This is a genomic window from Brevundimonas sp. (assembly GCF_018608325.1).
In the GTDB taxonomy this organism is placed as follows: Bacteria; Pseudomonadota; Alphaproteobacteria; order Caulobacterales; family Caulobacteraceae; genus Brevundimonas.
Genome location: NZ_JABAZW010000144.1, coordinates 13,543 through 34,161, shown reverse-complemented (window position 1 = coordinate 34,161; position 20,619 = coordinate 13,543). Strand labels below are relative to the sequence as shown.

General features: G+C 62.7%; 30 protein-coding genes, 1 tRNA gene and 1 pseudogene. 24 read left to right on the top strand and 8 right to left on the bottom strand.

Going from position 1 to position 20,619, the window contains the following annotated elements; genetic code table 11:
- Positions 1-346 precede the first annotated feature (346 nt).
- From QZ281_RS14445 to QZ281_RS14360, 18 genes are all read left to right on the top strand, one after another.
- Positions 347-421: transfer RNA gene (locus tag QZ281_RS14445), tRNA-Thr, on the top strand.
- Between the two features lie 173 nt (positions 422-594).
- Positions 595-861 carry a DUF6074 family protein gene (locus QZ281_RS18230; RefSeq protein WP_363298014.1) on the top strand — a complete coding sequence of 89 codons (267 nt, stop codon included), beginning with the start codon at positions 595-597 and terminating at the stop codon, positions 859-861.
- Positions 858-1,904, top strand: a complete 1,047-nt coding sequence (locus QZ281_RS14435; RefSeq protein ID WP_292229519.1) for a bifunctional DNA primase/polymerase — start codon at positions 858-860, stop codon at positions 1,902-1,904. The genes QZ281_RS18230 and QZ281_RS14435 overlap by 4 nt, the downstream gene beginning before the upstream one ends.
- A gap of 317 nt (positions 1,905-2,221) precedes the next feature.
- Positions 2,222-2,455, top strand: a complete 234-nt coding sequence (locus tag QZ281_RS14430; RefSeq protein ID WP_292229517.1) for a hypothetical protein — start codon at positions 2,222-2,224, stop codon at positions 2,453-2,455.
- Between the two features lie 422 nt (positions 2,456-2,877).
- A complete protein-coding gene (locus QZ281_RS14425; protein ID WP_292229516.1) occupies positions 2,878-4,065 on the top strand; it encodes a phage portal protein in 1,188 nt (395 codons plus the stop codon).
- Complete coding sequence (locus tag QZ281_RS14420) at positions 4,055-4,591, top strand: HK97 family phage prohead protease (RefSeq protein WP_292229515.1); 537 nt, start codon at positions 4,055-4,057, stop codon at positions 4,589-4,591. The genes QZ281_RS14425 and QZ281_RS14420 overlap by 11 nt, the downstream gene beginning before the upstream one ends.
- Complete coding sequence (locus tag QZ281_RS14415) at positions 4,588-5,748, top strand: phage major capsid protein (protein WP_292229513.1); 1,161 nt, start codon at positions 4,588-4,590, stop codon at positions 5,746-5,748. The genes QZ281_RS14420 and QZ281_RS14415 overlap by 4 nt, the downstream gene beginning before the upstream one ends.
- Before the next feature lie 11 nt (positions 5,749-5,759).
- Positions 5,760-6,191: a hypothetical protein gene (locus QZ281_RS14410; protein WP_292229511.1), complete on the top strand. Its 432-nt coding sequence runs from the start codon at positions 5,760-5,762 to the stop codon at positions 6,189-6,191.
- A 339-nt stretch (positions 6,192-6,530) separates the two neighbouring features.
- Positions 6,531-9,305, top strand: coding sequence for a phage tail tape measure protein (locus QZ281_RS14405; protein WP_292229509.1), 2,775 nt, complete (start codon positions 6,531-6,533; stop codon positions 9,303-9,305).
- Positions 9,302-9,568: a head-tail connector protein gene (locus tag QZ281_RS14400; RefSeq protein ID WP_292229507.1), complete on the top strand. Its 267-nt coding sequence runs from the start codon at positions 9,302-9,304 to the stop codon at positions 9,566-9,568. The genes QZ281_RS14405 and QZ281_RS14400 overlap by 4 nt, the downstream gene beginning before the upstream one ends.
- On the top strand, positions 9,565-9,885 hold the full coding sequence (locus QZ281_RS14395) for a phage head closure protein (RefSeq protein WP_292229505.1): 321 nt from the start codon (positions 9,565-9,567) through the stop codon (positions 9,883-9,885). The genes QZ281_RS14400 and QZ281_RS14395 overlap by 4 nt, the downstream gene beginning before the upstream one ends.
- Entirely contained in the window at positions 9,882-10,319 is a 438-nt protein-coding gene (locus tag QZ281_RS14390; protein ID WP_292229504.1) for an HK97-gp10 family putative phage morphogenesis protein, read from the top strand. The genes QZ281_RS14395 and QZ281_RS14390 overlap by 4 nt, the downstream gene beginning before the upstream one ends.
- Position 10,320: 1 nt before the next feature.
- Complete coding sequence (locus QZ281_RS14385) at positions 10,321-10,716, top strand: DUF3168 domain-containing protein (protein ID WP_292229502.1); 396 nt, start codon at positions 10,321-10,323, stop codon at positions 10,714-10,716.
- Positions 10,713-11,129 carry a phage tail tube protein gene (locus QZ281_RS14380; protein WP_292229500.1) on the top strand — a complete coding sequence of 139 codons (417 nt, stop codon included), beginning with the start codon at positions 10,713-10,715 and terminating at the stop codon, positions 11,127-11,129. Before QZ281_RS14385 ends, QZ281_RS14380 begins: the two co-directional genes overlap by 4 nt.
- The gene (locus tag QZ281_RS14375) at positions 11,129-11,485 is read left to right on the top strand and encodes a hypothetical protein (protein ID WP_292229498.1); all 357 of its coding nucleotides are present in this window, start codon (positions 11,129-11,131) and stop codon (positions 11,483-11,485) included. Before QZ281_RS14380 ends, QZ281_RS14375 begins: the two co-directional genes overlap by 1 nt.
- A 291-nt stretch (positions 11,486-11,776) precedes the next feature.
- Positions 11,777-12,187: a phage terminase small subunit P27 family gene (locus tag QZ281_RS14370; protein ID WP_292229496.1), complete on the top strand. Its 411-nt coding sequence runs from the start codon at positions 11,777-11,779 to the stop codon at positions 12,185-12,187.
- Positions 12,171-13,757: a terminase TerL endonuclease subunit gene (locus QZ281_RS14365; protein ID WP_292229493.1), complete on the top strand. Its 1,587-nt coding sequence runs from the start codon at positions 12,171-12,173 to the stop codon at positions 13,755-13,757. The genes QZ281_RS14370 and QZ281_RS14365 overlap by 17 nt, the downstream gene beginning before the upstream one ends.
- Before the next feature lie 12 nt (positions 13,758-13,769).
- A complete protein-coding gene (locus tag QZ281_RS14360) occupies positions 13,770-14,117 on the top strand; it encodes a hypothetical protein (RefSeq protein WP_292229492.1) in 348 nt (115 codons plus the stop codon).
- A gap of 101 nt (positions 14,118-14,218) precedes the next feature.
- Here QZ281_RS14360 and QZ281_RS14355 read toward each other — a convergent pair whose 3' ends face one another.
- From QZ281_RS14355 to QZ281_RS14340, 4 genes are all read right to left on the bottom strand, one after another.
- Positions 14,219-14,512: a hypothetical protein gene (locus tag QZ281_RS14355; protein WP_292229491.1), complete on the bottom strand. Its 294-nt coding sequence runs from the start codon at positions 14,510-14,512 to the stop codon at positions 14,219-14,221.
- A complete protein-coding gene (locus tag QZ281_RS14350; RefSeq protein WP_292229490.1) occupies positions 14,502-14,759 on the bottom strand; it encodes a hypothetical protein in 258 nt (85 codons plus the stop codon). Before QZ281_RS14350 ends, QZ281_RS14355 begins: the two co-directional genes overlap by 11 nt.
- Positions 14,759-14,956 carry a hypothetical protein gene (locus QZ281_RS14345; protein ID WP_292229488.1) on the bottom strand — a complete coding sequence of 66 codons (198 nt, stop codon included), beginning with the start codon at positions 14,954-14,956 and terminating at the stop codon, positions 14,759-14,761. Before QZ281_RS14345 ends, QZ281_RS14350 begins: the two co-directional genes overlap by 1 nt.
- Positions 14,957-15,458: 502 nt before the next feature.
- Positions 15,459-15,578: a ribbon-helix-helix domain-containing protein gene (locus QZ281_RS14340; protein WP_292229486.1), complete on the bottom strand. Its 120-nt coding sequence runs from the start codon at positions 15,576-15,578 to the stop codon at positions 15,459-15,461.
- Between the two features lie 330 nt (positions 15,579-15,908).
- Between QZ281_RS14340 and QZ281_RS14335 the strand changes: the two genes are divergently transcribed.
- The 6 genes from QZ281_RS14335 (at position 15,909) to QZ281_RS14310 (ending at position 18,446) form a co-directional block, all read left to right on the top strand.
- Positions 15,909-16,052 (top strand): hypothetical protein, encoded by a 144-nt coding sequence (locus QZ281_RS14335; protein ID WP_292229484.1) that lies wholly within the window; start codon positions 15,909-15,911, stop codon positions 16,050-16,052.
- Positions 16,049-16,312 carry a hypothetical protein gene (locus tag QZ281_RS14330; protein WP_292229482.1) on the top strand — a complete coding sequence of 88 codons (264 nt, stop codon included), beginning with the start codon at positions 16,049-16,051 and terminating at the stop codon, positions 16,310-16,312. The genes QZ281_RS14335 and QZ281_RS14330 overlap by 4 nt, the downstream gene beginning before the upstream one ends.
- Complete coding sequence (locus QZ281_RS14325; RefSeq protein ID WP_292229480.1) at positions 16,309-16,443, top strand: hypothetical protein; 135 nt, start codon at positions 16,309-16,311, stop codon at positions 16,441-16,443. The genes QZ281_RS14330 and QZ281_RS14325 overlap by 4 nt, the downstream gene beginning before the upstream one ends.
- A gap of 105 nt (positions 16,444-16,548) precedes the next feature.
- Positions 16,549-16,785, top strand: a complete 237-nt coding sequence (locus QZ281_RS14320; RefSeq protein WP_292229477.1) for a hypothetical protein — start codon at positions 16,549-16,551, stop codon at positions 16,783-16,785.
- Positions 16,786-16,956: 171 nt separating this feature from the next.
- Positions 16,957-18,042, top strand: coding sequence for a site-specific integrase (locus QZ281_RS14315; RefSeq protein ID WP_292229475.1), 1,086 nt, complete (start codon positions 16,957-16,959; stop codon positions 18,040-18,042).
- Between the two features lie 251 nt (positions 18,043-18,293).
- Positions 18,294-18,446, top strand: a complete 153-nt coding sequence (locus QZ281_RS14310) for a hypothetical protein (RefSeq protein WP_292229474.1) — start codon at positions 18,294-18,296, stop codon at positions 18,444-18,446.
- Between the two features lie 94 nt (positions 18,447-18,540).
- Here the strand turns inward: QZ281_RS14310 and QZ281_RS14305 are convergent, their stop codons facing one another.
- From QZ281_RS14305 to QZ281_RS14290, 4 genes and pseudogenes are all read right to left on the bottom strand, one after another.
- Complete coding sequence (locus tag QZ281_RS14305; RefSeq protein ID WP_292229472.1) at positions 18,541-19,119, bottom strand: hypothetical protein; 579 nt, start codon at positions 19,117-19,119, stop codon at positions 18,541-18,543.
- A gap of 48 nt (positions 19,120-19,167) precedes the next feature.
- Positions 19,168-19,662 carry a peptide-methionine (R)-S-oxide reductase MsrB gene (gene msrB / locus QZ281_RS14300; RefSeq protein WP_292229470.1) on the bottom strand — a complete coding sequence of 165 codons (495 nt, stop codon included), beginning with the start codon at positions 19,660-19,662 and terminating at the stop codon, positions 19,168-19,170.
- Positions 19,663-19,760: 98 nt separating this feature from the next.
- Positions 19,761-19,982, bottom strand: coding sequence for a hypothetical protein (locus QZ281_RS14295; RefSeq protein WP_292229468.1), 222 nt, complete (start codon positions 19,980-19,982; stop codon positions 19,761-19,763).
- 14 nt (positions 19,983-19,996) lie between these two features.
- Positions 19,997-20,619: pseudogene (locus tag QZ281_RS14290) on the bottom strand (hypothetical protein); the annotation flags it as partial.

The window sequence follows — 20,619 nt, the reverse complement described above, 5'->3', positions numbered from 1 at the left end:
GGGATGCGTGAGCCTGCGTCGATGACTTTACGTTGCCGACCTCAGTTGCGCGGCTTCGGCGCTGACGGCGTACGTTGCGGCGCTTTGCGGCGCCGAAGGTTGTCGCGAAGGGCAGCGGCCAGACGCATGGCCTTTTCCGCCTTGGCGCGCGCCACCTCAGTCGGAGGCGCCGAATCGCCAGACGCCCCGGCAACGGGATTCAGGGGCGTGTCGGCGTCATGCGGAGGTTGAGTCATGGCCAGATGATGCCGTGATGGCGGCCTATTTCCAAACTTTCTTTCGCAAGATCAAAAAGCCGCTTCCCTCCCCCGATCTGTTTGGCTATACGGCCGCTTCCTCAGTCGGGGCCGCCGTAGCTCAGTGGTAGAGCGCATCCTTGGTAAGGCTGAGGTCGTGGGTTCGATTCCCCCCGGCGGCACCATCTGAGACCCTTGCAGCAAGGGAGTTGAGCGGGAAACCGCATCCTTCTCCCCATGCTGCGAAGGAGAACGAAACAAGCTCTCCCCACCCCAAATCTGGGGAAATTCTGGGGAGACTTGTTCCGCGTTCGTTCACGCGCTTCCCCCCGTCAAAGAACGATGGCATCATTCGTCCATGGAGCATTGCTCAATGGCTGAGGTGATCCCCTACCCCCTCGCCCGCCGGGTTGATCTGGTGAGGCGACAGGCTGATCGCGTCCTTGAGTTAGACGCAGCCGCCGGTGATCGACACATTCTGCGGCAAGTTGATGTGCAGCGTCAGGCGCTGTTGCGCAAAGGCTGCGATCCCGATGCTGTTGAGGCGCAATGCCGAGCGCTTGAGGGGGCAATGCGTGCCGAGATCTGGAAGATCGTCCTGACCGGCCACGGGGGCGCTGCTTGACCAACGCCCTACGTCAGGAACCCGTCCTTCGCGGTTTCGGGCTTTGGCAGCCCTCCTACGAAGCTGCGGGGATACCGATATTCCCGGTGGATTCTGACAAGCGGCCGATGGTCAAACACTGGCCGAAGGTCACCCTTCACGCCAGTCGCATATTCGCTGCGCGATTCCGTGCCGAGGATGCCTTTGGTTTTTGCCCCCGCCGGGTTGGCATCACCGTTCTCGACATTGATACGAATGACGAGAGATTTGCAGACGTGTTGTTTGCGCGTTTCGGTGTGCCGAAGGCGCTTGTGCGGACAGCGTCAGGCAAGCTCCACGGCTTCTATAAGCACAATGGCGAAGAACGCCTGATCCGACCTGAGGGCCCTCTGAAGCCCTACGACATCCTAGGCGACGGCTTCTCCATCGCGCCATTTTCTGTGACGCCAAAGGGCACCTACGAGTTCATTCGTGGCGACCTCGACACCCTTCGAGACCTCGCCCCTCTGATCGCCCCACCTTCACCACCAATCCTGCCGCGCGCCGCAAACGAGACGAGTAGCCGCTTACGAGACGGCGACGGACGAAATCACGACCTATTCAAATACGCAGGCGCCCAGGCGCGCTACTGCGACGATCAGGCTCAGCTTTTGGACGTGGCCCGGCAATATGCGGACGAAAACTTCCAGGACGTCATGTCGGACGTCGAGGTCGCGCGAACGGTCGCATCTGTCTGGCGCTACAAGATTGAAGGTCGGCTCTTCGTCGGCAAAGCTACAGGAGAAGGCAGGAAGGTGATCTTGGATGCAGGCAGGATCGGTGAGTTAGTGGAGCGCGCTGGCGCAGAAGCTGTCGGCTTGTACGCAGTGTTGAAGAGGCGTCATCCAGGGCACGAGCCGTTCCCCTTCGCAAACGCCGCTGCCACCGATGCCGACGTAGCAAGCTCGCGACGTGGCATTCAAGCGACCCGAAAGGCGCTGTTGGACCTCGGGATTATCGAGTGCGTGAGACCGGCTTCATCAGCTCATGGGTCTGCTTTGTTCCGATGGCGAGACGAAGACTGACCGAAACTGGTCACCCTAAATACAAGACACCCCTCTCCCGTTCACCTTACCCAAATAGGCCTCCCTACAGCGCGCGGCCCGATTTTGGCGTCGTTTTAGCCAGTCCAGCCCTCCCGAAATGGCCTTCCAAAAAAATTTGGCGCCGTCGCGACAGGGGGTTGTGGGGTTCATCCCTCAAGAGACGCCCCGTGTCCCACGTCCGTCCCTGACGTGTCCCCAGGGACAATCCTGTCACTAGGCTGCTGACACTGCAGTCACCCAAGGTTGCGCCAGCTTCGCGCCCCATGCACCATGCCAACAGGTCCAAGGAGAAAAACATGCATCTTAAAATGTCCGGAAGCGCGAGCGACATCGCGCAAGCCACACTGCAGGCTCAGCAGATCGTAAATGCGCTGGTACTCGACATATTGGTCGCGAATGGCCTGGCTGATCGCGACCAGCTGGTTTCGTTCTTAGAAGAACAGACAGACAGGCACGACGAAGCAACGGGCGGCATCCTGACGCTGTTAGCTATGACGCTACGTGCGCACGGCGAGCAACTCGAGGGTTGACCATGGACGCGCGCATTATCGACATCACACCATCAGGCGGGCCCGACGACGTAGAAATATGGCAGATCGAAATCTTCAATGGAGGACGATGGCATAGGAGCACCGAAGGCGATCACTCCAATACCGATCCGTCCGTGTTGCGCGAGGTCGCAAAAAGAGATGGACTACTCATAACCGATGACGAGTCCCTATAGACTTGATCGGGAGGGCATCTCCAAACTTTCAGTCTTTTCCTCTGGACCGGCGGGGGCCGACAAAACGAAAAGTCATCAGATTGGTGTTTTTTCGCCCCTGCCTACTAATGCCGACTATCGCCTAATGTTGCCTAGTGGGGTCTCCAACTAAGCATGAAGCACCGACAATGGCCTCGCTGATTAACCGGCGGGGCCATTTTGCTGAAAACTGCTGCACGACTTCTCGGGATGGAGGCGAAGGCCTCTCCCTCAGTCGCGCCCGACGCTCAAGACACTGAATCCACCAACTGGCTCGCTGAAATCTTCGGCGTCATTCGCGGCCCGACCGGCGTTTCAGTTACGCCTGAGAGCGCCCTCCGCAGCCCGACAGCTTATGCCTGCGTCGCAGTCCTGGCCCAGGCCGTGGCGCAACTGCCCTTCCCGCTCCACGAACGCACTGCGGACGGTGGCAAGGAACGGGCAACCGATCACCCCGTCTATGCGCTGCTGAACGATCAGGCGAACGAGTGGACATCGGCTTTCGAGTTCCGCCAGTCGATGATGTCGTCGGCGCTCCGCTACGACCAGGGAGCATTCGCCTGGATCGGTCGCGCTGGCGGCGAGATCATGGAGCTGGTGCAGATCCCCTCGGCGAGCGTCTCCGTCGAGACCGACCCGATCACTCGCGAGCCCGCCTACAAGGTCACTGAGCGGAACGGTCGTCAGCGGACCTACGACCGATTCGACATCCTCCACATCCGAGCTATGGACGGTGTCGCGCCGTTGACGGCGGCTCGTGAAGCCATCGCCATCATGACGGTGATGGAGCGCCATGCCGCGAAGCTGTTCGGTAAAGGCGCTCGTCCCTCTGGGTTGCTGAAGGCCCCTAAAGGCCTATCGGTCGATGCAATGAAGCGGGCCGTCCTGGCCTGGAACAAGGCGCACAGCGGCGACGGAGGCGGCGGCACTGCCTTCCTCGAAAGTGACTGGGAATGGATCGCGACCCAGCTCAGCAGCGTCGATGCCCAGTTCATGGAACTGCGCGGCCAACAGGTGATCGAAATCGCCCGCCCCTTCCGCATCCCGCCGCAGATGCTTCAGGAGCTAGGGCGCGCCACCTGGGGGAACACTGAACACCTCGGACAACAATTCCTGACCCTGACGCTGATGCCGTGGCTGAAGGTTTGGGAAGGGGCGATCCGTCGTTCACTCCTGACCCGAGAGGAACGCAGCACCTACTTCGCCGAATTCCTCGTGGATGACCTCGTGCGCGCCGATCTGGCCGCTCGCATGGAATCCTACGCCAAGGCCATCACCAACGGCGTGCTGAGCCCGAACGAGGCTCGCAGCATGGAGAACCGCGCCCCCTATGCCGGAGGTGAAGAGTTCCGCCGCCCGATGAACACCGAGAAGCCGGGGGCCGCCAATGTCAAATGACCTGTTCCCGGTCGAACTTAAGGCTGTTGGCGATACCGGAGTGATCGAAGGCTATGCCTCGAACTTCGGCAACCGGGACCGTGTCGGCGATATTGTCCGCCGCGGCGCCTTCACCAAGTCCCTTGCCCATCGCCACCCCGCCAGCATCGCCATGCTCTGGCAGCACGACCCACGCCGCCCGATTGGCGTTTGGACTGAGATCGCAGAGGACGCGCACGGCCTGAGGGTCAAAGGCCGCATCCTCACCAATACCCGCGAGGGCGCTGACGCGTTCGAATTCGCCAAGGCGGGAGCCGTGGGCGGCCTCTCCATTGGCTACCGCACCACCCGCGCCCGCCACGACCGCGAACAGAAGACCCGCCTCCTTGATGAGGTCGATCTGCACGAGATCAGCCTGGTCGCCATTCCCGCAAATCCCCTCTCCCGCCTGGAGAGCGTGAAGTCCCATTGCCCCGACCGTGCGCGCCGGTTGGTGGCTCAGCTCAACGCGGCTGCTGCCGCCCTGCGCGCCGGAGAAACCGCATGATGCTCGATACCCCCCATCCTCTGGAAACCAAGGGAGCGCCTGAAGACGGCGATGACCTGGAGGTCAAGGAGGCCCTCGCCAACTTGGAAAAGTCCGTCGATGACCGCGTGAAGGCGGCTGTCGACAAGGCAATCGCTGGCCAGCCCACGGCCGACGAGGTCAAAGGCCTGAAGGCCGAGATCGCCGCCTTGAAGCGCCCCGGCGCCGACGACAGCGACGGTGAAGATCCAACCGAAACGAAGTCCTTCTGGGGCTTCGTGCGCGGTGGAACTGAGGCGCTGGAGGCCGATGAGCGCAAGGCTCTGATCGTCTCGGACGACACGCGCGGCGGCTTCCTGGCTCCTGAACAGTTCGAAGCCCAGCTTCAGAAGGAACTGGTCGAGATCAGCCCCATCCGTGCGGCGGCGCGCGTCACCCCAACCAGTGCGGGCCGCGTCACCTGGCCGAAACGCACCGGCACCATCACCGCACGTTGGGTTGGTGAAAAGGAAGATCGATCAAAGACCGAACCCGCCTATGGCCAGGCCTCGCTCGAAGTTCACGAGATGGCCGCCTACATCGATGTGTCGAACTGGCTGCTGGAAGACAGCGCCATCGATCTCGCCTCCGAGTTGGCCGGTGACTTCGCCGAAGAGTTCGGTCGGCTGGAGGGTGTCGCCTTCACCAATGGCGACGGCAACAAGAAGCCTGTCGGCGTCCTGCAGGATGAAGCCATCAAGGCTATCGCCAACGGTCACGCCGCCAATCTGGCCCCCGACGCCCTGATCGCCCTGCTCTACAGCCTGCCAGCGACCTATCGCAATCGCGGCTCGTGGATGCTCAATGCCACCACCCTGGCCACCATCCGCACCTTGAAAGATGGTGATGGTCGCTTCCTGTGGCAGCCGTCGTTCCAGGCTGGCCAGCCGGAGACGATCCTGGGCCGCCCCGTCGTTGAGGCGGTGGACATGCCCGACATCGACGCCAACGAGACGCCGATCCTCTACGGCGATTTCGGGGTCGGATACCGCATCGTGGACCGCGTTGGCCTGTCGATCCTCCGTGATCCCTACACCGTCGCGACTGAAGGGCTGGTCCGCTTCCACGGTCGTCGCCGTGTCGGTGGTGGCGTGGTCCGCCCCGACGCCTTCCGCAAACTCAAGATGGCCACGAGCTGAGGAGCCCCCTGATGCGCGAGCAATCAAACACGTTGAAGATCGTCTCGGCCGTAGCACCGGGCACCTACACTGCCGATGTCGCCCCAGTCTCCATTGACCGGCAGGGCTTCGGATCGGCGACCTTCGCCATTCACGTCGGCGTCGGCGGCATCACCTTCACTGGAGCGAACAAGATCGAGTTCGTTCTTGAGGAGAGCTACGACGGGACCGATTGGACCGACGTTCTGGCTAAGGACATCGTCGGACTGGACCTGAGCGCTGACGACGGGCGCGTGCTGGCGCTCAAGACTGCGCACGCCGCCCCCACCGTTACCAAGTTCGGTTACATCGGTGACGCCCGGTTTATCCGCCTGACGACGGATTTCAGCGGCACGCACAGCACGCCGACGCCCCTGTCAGCCCTGGCCATCTTCGGTCGCCCAGCCCACGCCCCGGTGACCTGATGCCAATGCGGGCGCCGAGCATCTGCGGCTGTGGTCGCGTAGTCCAGACGGGGCGGTCCTGCCTCGCCTGTACGGCTGCGCGCGCCAAGGCCTACGACGCACGGCGTCCGTCTGCCCGCGAGCGTGGGTACGATTCCAAATGGGAGAGAGAAAGCAAAGCCTTCTTGGCACTTCCTGAGAACAGACTTTGCGCCTGCGGATGTGGACGCAGGGCGAATATGGTCGATCACAAGGTTCCGCACCGAGGGGACAAAGCCTTGTTCTGGCGCCGGTCGAACTGGCAGCCAATGGCTTCCTCGCCCTGCCACAGCTCGATGAAGCAAAAGCAGGAGCGCGCACATGTCTAGCGCAGTCATCGGCGCCCTGCGCGTCACCATGGGGCTGGATAGCGCGGCCTTCACTGAAGGGCTCGATAAGGCTCAGAAGCACCTACGTGATGTCGGCTCTCGCATGGAGCGCATCGGCGGCAAGATGAAGAGCATCGGCGCCGGGATGTCCGTCGCACTGACAGCCCCGATAGTCGCCTTCGGTGTCACCACCATGCGAGCGGCGGGTGACTTCGAACAGGCCATGAACCGGGTTCAGGCCGTCTCGGGAGCGACCAGCGAAGAGTTCGCCAAGCTGCGCCAGCAGGCCAGAGACCTTGGCGCGGCGACCCAGTTCAGCGCCTCCGAGGCTGCCGACGCCATGGGCTTCCTGTCGATGGCGGGCATGAAGGCGACTGACATTCTGGCCGCCATGCCCAAGACACTGGAACTGGCTGCATCCGCGCAACTCGACATGGGCCGGGCCGCCGACATCGTCACCAACATCATGGCTGGCTATGGCCTGGGTGTGGAGGAACTGGGCCGCGCCAACGACGTGCTGGTCAAATCCTTCACCTCAGCGAACACCGACCTGTCCCAGCTTGCCGAAGCCATGAAGTACGCAGGCCCGGTCGCCTCGGCCGCAGGCACCCAGTTTGAAGAGGCGGCCGCTGCGCTCTCCCTCATGGGCAACGCGGGCATTCAGGGGTCAATGGCAGGCACGTCCCTTAGAGGCGCGATCAGCCGCATCCTTAGCCCGACGAAGGCCATGTCATCGGCCATGCAAGCGGCAGGCCTCCAGTTCACGGACGCCAAGGGCAAGCTCTTGCCGCTGGTGGACATCATTCGCGCCCTGGAGCCGCACGCTACCGACGCGGGCCTGTTCATGACCCTGTTTGGCCAGCGGGCCGGTCCCGCCATGGCCGCCCTGGTCAGTCAGGGCGCTGACGCCCTCAAGAACCTGAACACGGAGTTGCTCAACAGCAGCGGCACGGCGTCCAAGATCGCTGAGGTTCAGATGCGCGGTTTCAACGGCGCCATGCGGGAACTGAAATCAGCCTTCGAAGAGCTGCAACTCGCCGTCGCCGACAGCGGCATCCTGCAAATGCTGCAAGGCTTCGCCGTGAAGCTCGCTGAGATCATACGCGGCGTCGCGGCAGCCAATCCGCAACTCCTGGCCATCGCCGTTGTTGTCGCGGCGGTCGTGGCAGCCATCGGCCCCCTGATCTTCATCGCCGGTGCCCTGGTGGCATCGATCGGCGCCCTGCTCCCACTGCTTGGCCTCATCGCGCCTTTCATCCTTCCGGTGATCGGCGTGGTTGCTGCCCTGACCGTGGGGTTCCTCGCCTTCAAGGACACGATCATCACGGTCGCGAAAGCGTTCACCACCACGCTGAAGGAGTCGATGGGGCCGAAGATCATGCCGTTGTTTGACGCTCTGAAAGGCGCGTTCTCGGCGGTCGGTGAAGTGTTCAACACCATCTTCGGCGGTCAGAGCGGCACGACCGAAGGTCTGGAGATGTTCGCCCGGATCGTGGCTCGCGTATTCTCCGCTGCCGTCGATCTGATCACGGGCGCGATCAATGTGATCGCCAATATCCTCCGAGCCTTCGCTGCCCTGCTGCGCGGCGATTTCTCTACGATGTGGAATGCGCTCGGCAGCGCCGTGAAATCCGTCGTCGTCGCCATCGCTCGAGCGTTCGAAACCCTGTTCCCAGGCGTCACCGAATGGGTGCAGCGGACCGTCAGCGCTGTGCGCGACTGGCTGGTGACCCGCTTCCAATCCTGGATCGTTGAACCTGTCCGTAAAAAGATCGAGGCCGTCAAAGGCTTCTTCTTCGGGCTCTACGACGCCGTTGTCGGTCACTCCTACATCCCCGACATGGTGGAGGGGGTGGCAGCCTGGATGGCCAAGCTAGACGCCGGGATGGTCCAGCCCGCACGGAACGCGACCGCTGAAACAAAGCGCGCATTCGAGAAGCTCCGCGACGACGTTGCCTCCATCATGGAGGGACTTCTCACCGACGCAGAACGCAACGCGCGCGAGGTTGAGAACAAGGTCGCCAAGATACGAGCTGCAGTCGGCGCCGGGATTCTATCAAAAGACCAGGCAGCCCAGGTCGAAGGCGGCATCTGGGGTCAAGGCCTTACGATGCCGGAAGGCATCAAGCTCGCCCCCTCCAAACCTCTGATTGATCCCGAGGCGCTCGAAAGCCTTAGGAGCCTGCAGACGACCACCTCACAGATCAGCGCGCCCGTTCAGCAAGCCCTAGGCGGCATCCTCGACGCCACACAGTCACTCTCTGACGGTTTGGTGGATCTCGCCCTCACGGGTCGAGGCAGCCTATCGGAACTTTTGATGTCGTTCGTGGCCACGGTCGCGAAGATCATCGTTGAGATGCTGGCCCTGAAGGCCATCGAAATGGCGACCGGCATTCCGGTTTCCACAATGATGGGCGGCTCGCGAGGCGGCGGTGTGGGTGGGTTCTTCGGCAACCTGCTTGGCTTCAAGGATGGCGGATCTTTCACGGTCGGCGGTTCAGGATCGGTAGATTCCAAGCTCGTCGCTTTCCGCGCCACCCCCGGCGAACGAGTCGACATCTCCACGCCCGGGCAGCAGCGACAGCAGGGCGGCGGTCAGTTCATCCTGCACGTTGCGCCATCCGAATATTTCGACGCCCGAGTGGAGAGGGTCGCCACCCCTATCGCTGCGCAGTCCGCCGCTATGGCGGCTGGTTTTGCCCAGAAAAACACAATGGAGACCCTCCGCAGGCGCGACGAAAGCAATCGCTACAGGAGGGTCGGATGAGCGTATCTCTAGCCGCCGCTAAAACGCACCTCGGCATACTGGACGACCATCAGGACGAACTTGTCAGCGCGATGCTTTCGGCCGCCGTCGATGCGTGCACCCGCTACATCGGCTCGGAGGATCAACCCGACCCTTTGCCGCCGATCTTCGATCAAGCCGTCAAGATGACGCTCGCAGCGCTCTACGAAGGGCGGGAGGGCGCGACTGTACCCGAGGAGGCTCAGGCGCTGCTCAGCGACCTTAGGCCATGGGTGTTCGGATGAAGCTGGGCCGTCTGGACACCTTCATCGAAATAGTGCGCGACGGCATCACCGGCCGCGACGAGTTCAACGCACCCATCTACGGGCCGGTCCCGCTTGCCTCCGCGATGGCAGAGCGCGTTCAGGCCAGCGGACGGGAGTTCCTGGCTGCTGATGCGGTTCAGAATGAGCAGCGGGTCGTCTTTCGCCTGCACTGGCTCCCAGACATCACGACCAAAGATCGCGTTCGGTGTGCCGGCCAAACCTACAACATCCATGAGGTCCGCCCCCTCGGACGCTCGCGCCACATGGAGCTTCACACTGCGACGAGGGCGCCATGAAGGTCAGGGTTGAAGGCCTGCGCGACCTCGAACGCGCCATGTCCGAACTGAAGGTGGCCACTGCAAAGAACGTGGCTCGGCGCAGCTTCAAGCAGGCGCTCGAACCCATGGCGGAAACTGCGCGCGCGCTGGCGCCGGAGCAGTCCCGCGCTCTGATCAGCACCGTTCAAGTCTCCACCCGCAACCCAAAGGGCCGCTTCCGCAAGGAGTCGCCCATCGAGGTCCACATGGGGCCAGGCCGCAACCCGCAAGCGGTGCAGCAGGAGTTCGGAAACCTCAACCATAGCCCCCAGCCCTACATGCGCCCCGCTTGGGAGCAGGAGAAGAAAGGTGCCCTAGATGCCACAGCCCGCATCCTCGCCGAGGAAGTCCAGAAAGCCGCCAAACGCGCCGCCCGGAAAGCCGCGCGCCAGGCGAGCAAAGTGGGGGGCTGAGATGGAAGAAGCCATCACCCGTCTGCTCCTGAACAACCTGGCGGTCGCCGCGCTGGTCACCGACCGGGTGAACTGGGGCCAGCGCCCCGGTCCCGAAGTTCCCGCAGTCACGCTGCACCGCATCACAGGCAAACGCTACGCCACCATGACCGCTCGCAGCGGCCTGGAGGCCAGTTCTGTCCAGATCGACTGCTGGGGCGAGACCTACAGCCAGGCCAAGAAACTGGCCCGCGCCATCATCCCCGCCTTGCCGCATTCACGCACCGTACTCGGCGGCGTCGTCCTGCAAGGCATCTTCATCGACAGCGAGAACGACAGCTTTGAGGCCGACGCCTCAACGCCGCTGTTCCGCACCCGCATCGACATTTCAGTCTGGCACAAGGAGGCCGAAGAATGAACGACGTAGCTGCCATCGGTAATGGTACCGAATTCCAAATCGAGAGCGCCACGCCCGGCACTTTCACCACCATCGCAGAGGTGACGGACATTACGCCGCCGAACGAGACGGTGAACCCGGTCACTTATGCGACGCTCGCATCGCCCTACATGAAGGCGCTGGCAGGCCTCATTGATCCCGGTGAGGCGTCCTTTGAAATGACCTTCCAGCCTGGGTCAGCCAGCGAGACGCTTATCGTCACCACGCTGCACGCGCGTGAGGCCAAGACCTTCCGCATCGTTTTCCCGAACCTGGCCACCTGGACGTTTTCGGGCATCGTCACCGGGTACGAACCCGCCGTGCCTAACGACGACCGAATGACCGCCAGCGTGACCATCAAGGTCTCAGGCGCTGTGCTGCGGGAGAATGGCTGATGGCTAATCCGATGAAGGGCGAGATTGCCTTCGACGCAGGCGGCGACACCTACACCATGGCCTTCACCATCAACGCTCTGGTGACCTTGGAAGACAAGCTTCAGGTGACCACCTCGCAGATCGGGGAGCTGCTCGGCGAGAAACTGAGCATGGCCAATCTCAGGACGCTATTCTGGGCGGGCCTTCTGGAACACCATGACTGCTCCGAAATCGAGGCCGGACGGCTGATCTCTGATCTCGGCATCCAGCAAGCTGCGGAACTGATGGGGCGCGCCCTGTCCAAAGCATTCCCGGAGGCGGGCAAATCCAACGCCCGCCCTCAGAAGGCAGCGGCTGGGACTGGCAAGGCCTCTTGATCGGTTGGTGCGAGATGGGCGGTTGGCCAGATCAGTTCTTCTCCATGACGCCGCGACTATATGCGGCCGTCGCGGAGGGGCGCGCTAATGGCGAAAGGCGTCGGTTCCGGCTGTTTGCCTGGCACGCTCATACGTCTGCCGCCCTCGAACGCACCAGGCGTCTCCCGCTGCTGCAGAAACTGATTGGCGGTCCTGACATCACCAGAACCTCCACCGTTCGGCGACCCGTTTCGGAACTGCTTTCGGTCGCACGCCGCTGGCAGATCGCACTGAACAAGGGAGCCCCCAGTGATGAGGGGTGACAAGCCAAACCTGAAACAGGACCGGGCGCCGTTGACGACGGCCCCGGCCTGCCCCTCATGGCTGCCCGCCCAGGCCAAAGGCGAGTGGAAGCGCTGTGCCCCCATCTTGGCCGAACGCCGCATCCTGACCGAGGGCGATCTCGGCAGTCTGGAGAACTACTGCCTGGCTATTGGTCAGGTGCGCCAGTGCCAAGCCATCCTATCGGCCTTGGAGAGCCCATTCTTCGCAGGGGACAACGGCGCACCCCGTCCGCATCCGGCCATCCGCGTCATGCACACCGCCATGACCCACGCCCGCCAGTTGGCGGCCGAACTGGGCTTAACGCCCGTCTCCCGTTCGCGCCCCGCCATCAGCAGCGAGGGTGACGATAATGGGGGCTTCGGTGACCTGGTGGACTGACGACAGCACGCTCCCCGATCCGCTGGGCAAAGGCGCCAGGGCGGTTTCCTTCATCCAGAAGCTGAAGCTGCACGAGGGCAAGCTCGCCGGGCAGCGTTTCAACCTCGCACGCTGGCAGGAGCGCATAGTCCGTCGCATCTACGGCGACACGCGCGAGGACGGGCAACGCCGCATCCGAACGGTCTTCATTCTGCTGCCGCGAGGGAACGGCAAGACCACCCTGTCAGCGGGCTTGGGCCTGCTGCATCTGGTCGGACCTGAGAAGGAAGCGGGCGGTCAGGTCATTGTCGCCGCCGCTGACCGTGAACAGGCTTCCATCGCCTACAACGCCGCCTCTGGCATGATCGCCCAGGAACCGGCTCTGAAGCAGCGGACGAAGGTTCTGCCAAGCTACAAGGCCATCCAGCATGGCGCATCCCGCTCGACCCTGAAGGCTATTTCACACGAGGCCTATTCCAAGCACGGTCTGTCGATCTCCTGCCTCATTGCAGATGAGGTCCACGCCTGGCCCAAGCGCGAGCTGTGGGACGTGCTGCGCCAGTCCATGGGCAAGCGCGAGGAGCCGCTCACCATCGTGATCACTACGGCAGGCTCTGGCGTCCATGGTCTAGCCCATGAGCTTTACGAGTACGCCAAGAAGGTTGCCTCTGGTCAGGTCGAGGATGAGACCTTCCTGCCGATCCTGTTCGAAGCGGACAAAGACGCTGACTGGCAGGACGAAAGGGTCTGGCAGGCCGTCAACCCGGCCATCGCAGCAGGCTTCCGCTCGCTGGAAGAGATGCGCGTCACCGCCCGTCAGGCCGCTGAGATCCCTGCTCAGCGCGAAGCCTTCAAGCGCTACTATCTGAACATCTGGAGCGACGGCGCCCCTGATCCCTGGCTCGACATGGAGGTCTATGACCGGGGCAGCCAACCGATCGATTGGGAAGCCCGCGAGGGAGAACCCGTTTGGCTGGGCGTGGACCTGTCCAGCACCCAAGACCTCACCGCCATCGTTGCGGCGTTCAGGGATGACGATGGGGGCTACAGCGTGCGCCCGTGGTTCTTCTGCCCAGCCGACAACCTGGCCAAGCGCCAGGAGCGGGATCAGGTGCCGTATCTGACCTGGGCCGGAAAAGAACACCTCACGCCCACCCCCGGCAATGTCGTCGACTACGCTTATGTCGAGAGCGTCATCGAGGACATCAGCCAGCGCTATCGGATCCAGGAGTTGGCCATCGACCCGGCCATGTCCGCTGGCATCGTCCCGCGTCTGCAGGACATGGGCATCAACGTCATCCACTTCCGCCAGGGCTGGCTCTCAATGACGCCGGCCATCATGGAAACCGAACGCGCCCTGCTCTCAGGCAAGCTCCGGCATGGCGGGCATCCGGTCCTGCGCTGGAACTTCAACAACGCCGTGATTGATCGCGGCCCCAAGGGCGACACCGCCCGCTTCGTCAAATCCAAGTCCGCCGAGAAGATCGACGGCGCCGTAGCGGCGGCCATGGCCATCGCGCGCGCCCAGGCTTCCGAGGCAGGCCCCAGCATCTTCGAATCCGAATGGATCGATGAAATCAGCTTCAACTAGGAAGGAAGTCCCATGACCATCACCGTCCAGTCCATCGCCCGCGTTGACCGTCCCGTCACGCTGAAGGGCATCAAGCACCTGGCCTATTGCACCGTACAGATCGATGACCTGATCACCCTGCAGGGCTGCCTGCTGGTCCAACATCCCAAGTTCGGCCGTGTCATCTGGGCGCCCTCAGTGGCCAACCAGCCGAACGATTGGAAGTCGGGGGTAAAGCTGGGTGAGACGTTGCGGGTCGCTGTGGCTGAGGTCGCCAGCGTCGCCTTTGATGCTCTGACCGCAAACGACAATCGGACCAGCCCGGCCATCAGTGCGGCGGTCGAGCTGGTCCGACAGATCGAAGCGAGGGATGCGGCGTAAAAGTTAGAGCTGCAACAGCCGGTAGGTGGCTTTATGTTTTAGCCACCGCCAGCCGAGCGTTGATCCAAGCCGCAACGCTAGTTTCCACATTGAGCGCTCCATTAGCGCATTGGCCGTGCTGGGCCGACGATGGCCCCCGCCAGCTTGAACTCGGCGAGCCCTTTGCCTGCCATGTACCGTGTGATGATGATGGGTGCGACGCGCCCATCCTTCATCTCCAAGTGCACAGTTTCGTCCGTGCTGTATGCGTTGAATAAGACGACATCCTTGCCAACCAGCTGGCCAAAGCCATCCCGCAAGCCACTCCGTTCCGTGACGGTCAGGCCATAGGTCACCTCGCGCAGGGCGCCGTCAAAGCTCAGATTGCCGACGCCTCGTGTATCCTCAACGACCATCTAAGCCTCCCAAAAGCGCCCCGATGTCCAGCGGGGGCGAGTGTCGCTCTGTCGCCCCGATGAACAGCGCCGACGCAGTGTTGATGATCCGCTCGCCCGATTGGAGCTCGACCTTTAGCAAAGGGGCCTCCCAGGCGATCACCTTTGCACTCTGGTAGGTGTGGTCGCCCCCCTCGGCCCATTCCAGCTGATAGGTCTCGCCGACTTCGAACATCGGCGGGATGCGGGAGCCCATGATGGCAGCCATCAGCGACGATCACTCGCCGCAACCAGACACTCGGCATAGAGGTCGAGCAGGTACTTGCGGTCGGCGCGCTTAGTAGAGCCTTCTGGCGCGCCAAGGCTCTTGCCTTCAGCGGTCATGACGTCTCTGCAGAGATCGTAGGCGACCCGTTCTTTAGCGGAAGATTGTGGGAGATTCGTAATACGGACGTCGTCGGCCATTGAGGCGTTTCCTTATGCTGTTGATGGGCGTTAACCCTACAGCAAAGGTGGGATTGCTCGGTCGACGGCGCAAGAGTGAATGGCGGTTTCCCACACGGCAAAGCCCCTACCTGCGGAGCGGATTTCTGAGATCGACTTCAAACCACCTTGGCTAGAGCCTGAGTGATATCATGCGTTAGCCACGCCGCCGCCCATGACATAACTACTGCAGCGCCTGCCCATGCCCACATTATCCAGCGTCGGCGATACTCTTGCGCCTCAAATAGCGCCCGCAAAAAGCTAGCCAACCTAACGCCAAGAGCGATGGGTAACACGACCCCCAAGACCATGAGGATCCAAAGGCCCGTTTTCTCGGCCCCAATCTTGACGAGAGCGATCACCGCCAAATGCTCGACCGTCTCGAACAGCACTTTGTAGGCAGCGGTCCAGTCGAAAGCCTGAGGAAGCACAACCGTTACCCACGGCTTTCGGACCTGGCCTGTGGAAGAGGTGCGTTGGCCCATCAATGGAAGAACCAGCGTCGCAGGATTTCGCGGATGGCTTCAGGTCGCGACTTGTCTCCGCCCTCGCTGGCGATCCAGGCGTCCAACTCTTTGAGCTGGTCGGGCTGAAGGCGAACCATCACGGGCGCTCCTTTACCCGTTGGGGCTGGCCCTCTGCGTTTCTGTGATTTCACGGTTTGCTCGGTCATATTAACCGTGCTATCACGCTAACAGGCCGGAGGGAAGTTGGAGCTTCCCCCCAGCCCTAAACCGCAACGGATCTCGGAGATCACGTCATGGCCTCACATGCCAATAGCACACCTGTGCCCACTGCACAGGTCATCCCCTTCCCAGCGGCCTGCGCCTATGTCCCAAAGCGCTGCAGCCCTCATCCCGACGCCGTCCTCCCGCCGAACGTCGTGCGGCTCTATGCACCGAGGAGGCTCGAACGGAACTACACTGCGACCTCAGTGCTACTCGGAGAAATCGTCTCTGTCCTGACGCCCAAACAGTTCACGCAACTGACCGGCAATCTCCGCGACCGCTGGCACGACGGTGAGGTCGTCGCCTTCCAAGCGTTCAATCTGGGCGTTGAAGGCGCCTACGTCTCGTGACCGCCACTCAGACCCGCGCCGCTCTGGAAGATGCGGTCGAACGCGCCATCGCTCTGCTGAATGCCCTCGACGGCGAACCCGATCTTGAGGACGGCGACGAAGACGAACAGTGCGATGACGAAGGAGCCTTCGACGGGGACGCCGACAGCTCCGACTACGAGCCCAGCCTATGCGGGATCAGTATGCCCCTGACGGGCGCGCTCGGCATCTATCGGGACGGCGAACTGCACTACGACCTTGAAGCAGAGGGTGCAGAATGATCCCCGACAAGCTGACGCCCGCCCAGGAAGCGGCGCTGGATGAACTGTTTCACCAGTGCGATCTGATCAATGCCCGGCCGCTACCTTGCGAGATCGACTGGGCACCGAAGAATGTGCGCGAACTGCCATGAATAACCACGGTAAACACACACTCGCCTATTGGCGAATTATGGCAAATGAGCGATTCTACAACTCGGGGACGGAGGGAACTGGATCCACTTTAGAGGGGCTACCTCTTGACCGAGTCGAACATCCTTGCAGGCGCCAAAGAAATCGCCGCCTACTTCTTCGGCGACGCTGGCAAATGGCAGCGCGTCATCGATCTGAACCGGAGGCACCGTCCTCCCTATCGTTTCCCCATGTTCTATCTCGGCGCGACCCTGTGCGCTCGGAAGTCCGAGATCGACGCATGGATTGCTGCAAGGGAGGCGGCGAACAACAACGCCCCCGCCTCTCGTGAGCAGGCGGCCTGAAATGGGGTGGCCCGTCATCAAGACGGCTCAGGCCCTGGTCGCCGAGGAGATCGTTCCCTGTTCACAGGCCACGCTGATCGGGCTGGCCAAGGCGCACGGTGTCGGCCGCAAACTTGGCCGCACCTACGTCTTCACGCCTGACGACGTTCAGGACTTGCTGGAGAAGCTGCCATGCCCCTCACCCTCAAACGACGACACGGCTCCCCGAGTTGGTACCTTCGCGGGTCCATCAGGGGCATCATCGTTGACGAAAGCACTGGCACTGGCGACCGCAAAGCGGCCGAAGAAATCCTCGCCCTCCGGCAGGCAGAACTGCTCAAGCGATCGATCCACGGTGATTCCGCTACGCGCACCTTCGCCGAAGCAGCTCTGAGTTACATGGAAGCCGGGGGCGAGAGATCGCACCTCGGCCCCATCCTCAAGCTGATCGGCAAGAAGCCCCTGGGCGCCATCCATCAGGCCGAAGTCGACGCCTTGGCCAAGAAGCTGAAACCCAAAGCGGCGCCTTCAACGATCAATCGGCACATCTACACGCCTGTCGCGGCCGTCCTGCATCACGCGGCCCGCAAGCGCTGGTGCGACAAGCCCGTCCTGGCACGACCGAAGGAACCGAAGGGCCGAATCAGATGGGTGACCCATGGAGAGGCCCAGAAGCTGATCGACGCAGCGGCGCCTCACATGAAGCCGTTGGTGATCTTTCTCTTCTCGACGGGAGCCCGCCTGTCCGAGGCGCTGTATCTCGATTGGCGCAATGTCGATCTCACCAGGGCGCACGTAGAATTCATCGACACCAAGAACGGCGAGGCTCGCGGGGTCCCGCTTCATCCCAAGGTCGTTGAGGCGCTGTCGGCGCTCCCACATCGCGAGGGAGCCGTATTCCGACGCGCCCTGCCCCGAACCACAGTGAAAGGCATTCAGCGGCCTCTCGGCGATCCCTACGAGGTCAGAGAGGGCGGCGGAGGTCAGATCAAGACCGCATGGGCGGGAATGCTGAAGCGCGCAAAGCTTGAGGACTTCACGCCCCATGACTGCCGCCACACATGGGCGACCTGGCACTATCGCGCGAACCGAGATCTGACGGCTCTGATGGAGCTGGGCGGCTGGAAGAGCGCCTCAATGGTTATGCGCTATGCCCATGTGAACACCTCGCACCTCGCCAGTTCGATCAGTACCGTCTGGGGCGATGACACATTCCCCAAATCTGGGGAAATGACGGGGAGCGGCAATCAGCCCATGCTCAAAGTTGTTGGAAACTAGGAGAAAAACAGATGCTCCCTTCGCCCTTGGTAAGGCTGAGGTCGTGGGTTCGATTCCCCCCGGCGGCACCATCTGAGAACTGAAAAGGCCCGGCATTCGCCGGGCCTTTTTGCGTTTCCAACGGCATGGGATTCGCCGCGCCTGCCGCCGCGCCCGGCCATGAATCATAAGTCGCGCTCAACACGGATACGTCGCACGCCCGTGGAACGGCTCATCGCCTGAACTGTTTTCTCTCGGCAACGGAGATCACGATGACCACGCCAGACACCCCCACACCCGCCGAAATCGAAGACCTTCAGCACGAGGCCGACGACCTGGAAGAACGCGCTGAAAAAGACGGCATTCTGCCCGACGACGAAGCCAAGGGAGATGGCGTCGGACGCGTGACAGGCCTGGTCCCTTAAAACCGGCGCGGCGCCTGCGAAATCGAACTGAAAACGAAAAGGCCCGGCGTTCGCCGGGCCTTTCTGAGTCTTGGCAGAGGAAACGGTGCGCCGTTCAGTAGGCGGGGAAAGGCGAACGGTCGCGGCGGTCGTCCTTGTCGCCTTCCTTGCTCCAGCTGAAGCCGACAGACATCGTCCTGCTGGTGGAATCCTGGACGCGATACCGGCCCAGGCCGCCATAACCGTATCCGGGGTAATAGCCCGGCCCGTTGTAGAAACCGGGCGAACCATAGAGCCCCGGCATACCCCAGTAGTCGTTCTTGCCCTCGCGATAGGCCAGGTCGAGACGGCCGTTCTCGCCAATGGGCAGGGACACGGCGGCCCCATAGGTGCGATAGCCGCCGGTGCCGATGCCGGCCTCGACCATGCCATGCATCTTGCGCTCAGGCGCCGGCCCCGAATCGAGCGGTTCGTCGAAGCTGGCGCCGGGGGTGCGTGACGATATCCAGCGCTGGATCTGCTGTTCGGTCGTCATTCCGTGCGGTGCGGCGTCCTGCGCCGTTGGAACCGCCACAGCGACCGCTGAAGGGGCGGCCATCGCCGCCGCCACGTCGACAGCATTGGAGGGCGCGGTGGCCACCACCCCGTCAGGGTCGGTCAGGGCCACAACTGCAAGCAGGCCGGCGATCAACATGGGAACGTCTCCTTCAGGCGCATCCTAGCACAGCGATTAAGGCCAAGGTCAGGCCGTTCCGTCGCCCCGATGCAGCGGGTCCGGCAAAGCCTCGCCTTCTGCAACAAATGTCAGGGCTACAGAGTTGATACAGTAGCGATTTCCAGTCGGAGGCGGTCCGTCTGGAAAAACATGGCCCTGGTGACTGCCACAACGGGCGCACTGGGTTTCCACACGGATCATGCCGTAACTGGTGTCGCGGATGGCGTGAACATGGCTCTCATCCACCGGCTTGGTGAAGCTGGGCCAGCCCGTGCCGCTCTCAAACTTGGTCCCACTGCGGAACAGGGGCAGACCGCATTCGCGGCAGCAGAAGACGCCGACGCGCTTCTCGCCCAACAGGGTGCCGCAGAACGGCGCCTCAGTGCCGTGGGACAGCAGGACGCGCTTTTCTTCCGCGTCGAGGTCCGCCTCAAGCCGGGCGCGCTCCTCATCATTCGGCGGCGTCAGATCAAAACCCGAGGGCGAGCGCAGATCGTCGTGGGGTGTGGCGGTGTCGGTCATGATTCTCAAATGGGAAGGGCCGGGCCGAGGTTCCACCCCTGCCCGGCCCTGATTGGCTCACATTCAGGTCCAATCCGCTCAAGGCGGATCAGTGCGCCCTAGAACAGGGTTCCGACCCAGGTGCGGACGGCGGCTTCATCAGTCGGCACACCGGTGTAGGCCAGGCCCGCCGCCGGGGTGAAGGGCGTGTTGTTGGCGCGGGTGCGCGTCGTCCAGGCCTTATGCCCATAGGACAGGTCGGCGTAGTTGGAGGGCAGACGCTGCACGGTCGGCTCGACGAAAATGCTGTCCTGCGCCGTGACAGATCCGGCCAGGCGCACGTTCGGCAGGCGCGTCAGCAGGTCCAGCGTATCGAGGCAGCCGCTGGTGCAGCCGCCGTCGACCAGAACAACGACCTGACCGCTGACCGGATTGGCCGCCCCGGAAGGACGAACGTCTGCTGTCCGGCAGCCAGCGCCGAATCGAAAGCGGCGACGATGGCCTGGGTCTGTTCGATCACCGGACCCGATTCCTGCACGAAGCGCGGATCGGCCAGCATCCGCCCCAGAGTGTCGGCGTACCACTGACGGTTCGCCTGGGTGGCGCGATAGGTGATGGAGCCTGCCGGGGGCTGGCGGCTGACGGTGAACTCCGGCGTCCAGATGCGGTTGGCCAGGCCATAGCCGCGCGACGTCGCACGCAGCGCTTCACCATTGGCGCCGCGCAAATCCAGCACAAAGCCCTGCGGGCCGCGGATCGTGGCCAACTGGCCTTCCACAGCGGCGTAGAAGGCGTCCCAACCGGCATTGTCCGCCAGACTGTGGACGCTGATCCACGGGCGGCCGTTGACGGTTTCGATCGAGAGCGGGACCGGGCCGGGCGTATAGACGCTGGCGCGATAGGCGGCTTCCAGCGAGGCGGCGTCAGCGGGTTGCGAAGCCAGCGTGTAGTCGCGGTCGCGGCGGCCCTGCTTGAACT

Coding starts and splice junctions, on each gene's coding strand:
- QZ281_RS14430 (WP_292229517.1), top strand. CDS start 2,222: ATGCATCTTAAAATGTCCGGAAGCGCGAGCGACATCGCGCAAGCCACA.
- QZ281_RS14340 (WP_292229486.1), bottom strand. CDS start 15,578: ATGGTTCGCCTTCAGCCCGACCAGCTCAAAGAGTTGGACGCCTGGATC.
- QZ281_RS14420 (WP_292229515.1), top strand. CDS start 4,055: ATGTCAAATGACCTGTTCCCGGTCGAACTTAAGGCTGTTGGCGATACC.
- QZ281_RS14360 (WP_292229492.1), top strand. CDS start 13,770: ATGACCATCACCGTCCAGTCCATCGCCCGCGTTGACCGTCCCGTCACG.
- QZ281_RS14325 (WP_292229480.1), top strand. CDS start 16,309: ATGATCCCCGACAAGCTGACGCCCGCCCAGGAAGCGGCGCTGGATGAA.
- msrB (WP_292229470.1), bottom strand. CDS start 19,662: ATGACCGACACCGCCACACCCCACGACGATCTGCGCTCGCCCTCGGGT.
- QZ281_RS14345 (WP_292229488.1), bottom strand. CDS start 14,956: ATGGCCGACGACGTCCGTATTACGAATCTCCCACAATCTTCCGCTAAA.
- QZ281_RS14305 (WP_292229472.1), bottom strand. CDS start 19,119: ATGTTGATCGCCGGCCTGCTTGCAGTTGTGGCCCTGACCGACCCTGAC.
- QZ281_RS14390 (WP_292229504.1), top strand. CDS start 9,882: ATGAAGGTCAGGGTTGAAGGCCTGCGCGACCTCGAACGCGCCATGTCC.
- QZ281_RS14380 (WP_292229500.1), top strand. CDS start 10,713: ATGAACGACGTAGCTGCCATCGGTAATGGTACCGAATTCCAAATCGAG.
- QZ281_RS14375 (WP_292229498.1), top strand. CDS start 11,129: ATGGCTAATCCGATGAAGGGCGAGATTGCCTTCGACGCAGGCGGCGAC.
- QZ281_RS14395 (WP_292229505.1), top strand. CDS start 9,565: ATGAAGCTGGGCCGTCTGGACACCTTCATCGAAATAGTGCGCGACGGC.
- QZ281_RS14405 (WP_292229509.1), top strand. CDS start 6,531: ATGTCTAGCGCAGTCATCGGCGCCCTGCGCGTCACCATGGGGCTGGAT.
- QZ281_RS14400 (WP_292229507.1), top strand. CDS start 9,302: ATGAGCGTATCTCTAGCCGCCGCTAAAACGCACCTCGGCATACTGGAC.
- QZ281_RS14355 (WP_292229491.1), bottom strand. CDS start 14,512: ATGGTCGTTGAGGATACACGAGGCGTCGGCAATCTGAGCTTTGACGGC.
- QZ281_RS14415 (WP_292229513.1), top strand. CDS start 4,588: ATGATGCTCGATACCCCCCATCCTCTGGAAACCAAGGGAGCGCCTGAA.
- QZ281_RS14370 (WP_292229496.1), top strand. CDS start 11,777: ATGAGGGGTGACAAGCCAAACCTGAAACAGGACCGGGCGCCGTTGACG.
- QZ281_RS14315 (WP_292229475.1), top strand. CDS start 16,957: ATGCCCCTCACCCTCAAACGACGACACGGCTCCCCGAGTTGGTACCTT.
- QZ281_RS18230 (WP_363298014.1), top strand. CDS start 595: ATGGAGCATTGCTCAATGGCTGAGGTGATCCCCTACCCCCTCGCCCGC.
- QZ281_RS14385 (WP_292229502.1), top strand. CDS start 10,321: ATGGAAGAAGCCATCACCCGTCTGCTCCTGAACAACCTGGCGGTCGCC.
- QZ281_RS14410 (WP_292229511.1), top strand. CDS start 5,760: ATGCGCGAGCAATCAAACACGTTGAAGATCGTCTCGGCCGTAGCACCG.
- QZ281_RS14425 (WP_292229516.1), top strand. CDS start 2,878: ATGGAGGCGAAGGCCTCTCCCTCAGTCGCGCCCGACGCTCAAGACACT.
- QZ281_RS14310 (WP_292229474.1), top strand. CDS start 18,294: ATGACCACGCCAGACACCCCCACACCCGCCGAAATCGAAGACCTTCAG.
- QZ281_RS14350 (WP_292229490.1), bottom strand. CDS start 14,759: ATGGCTGCCATCATGGGCTCCCGCATCCCGCCGATGTTCGAAGTCGGC.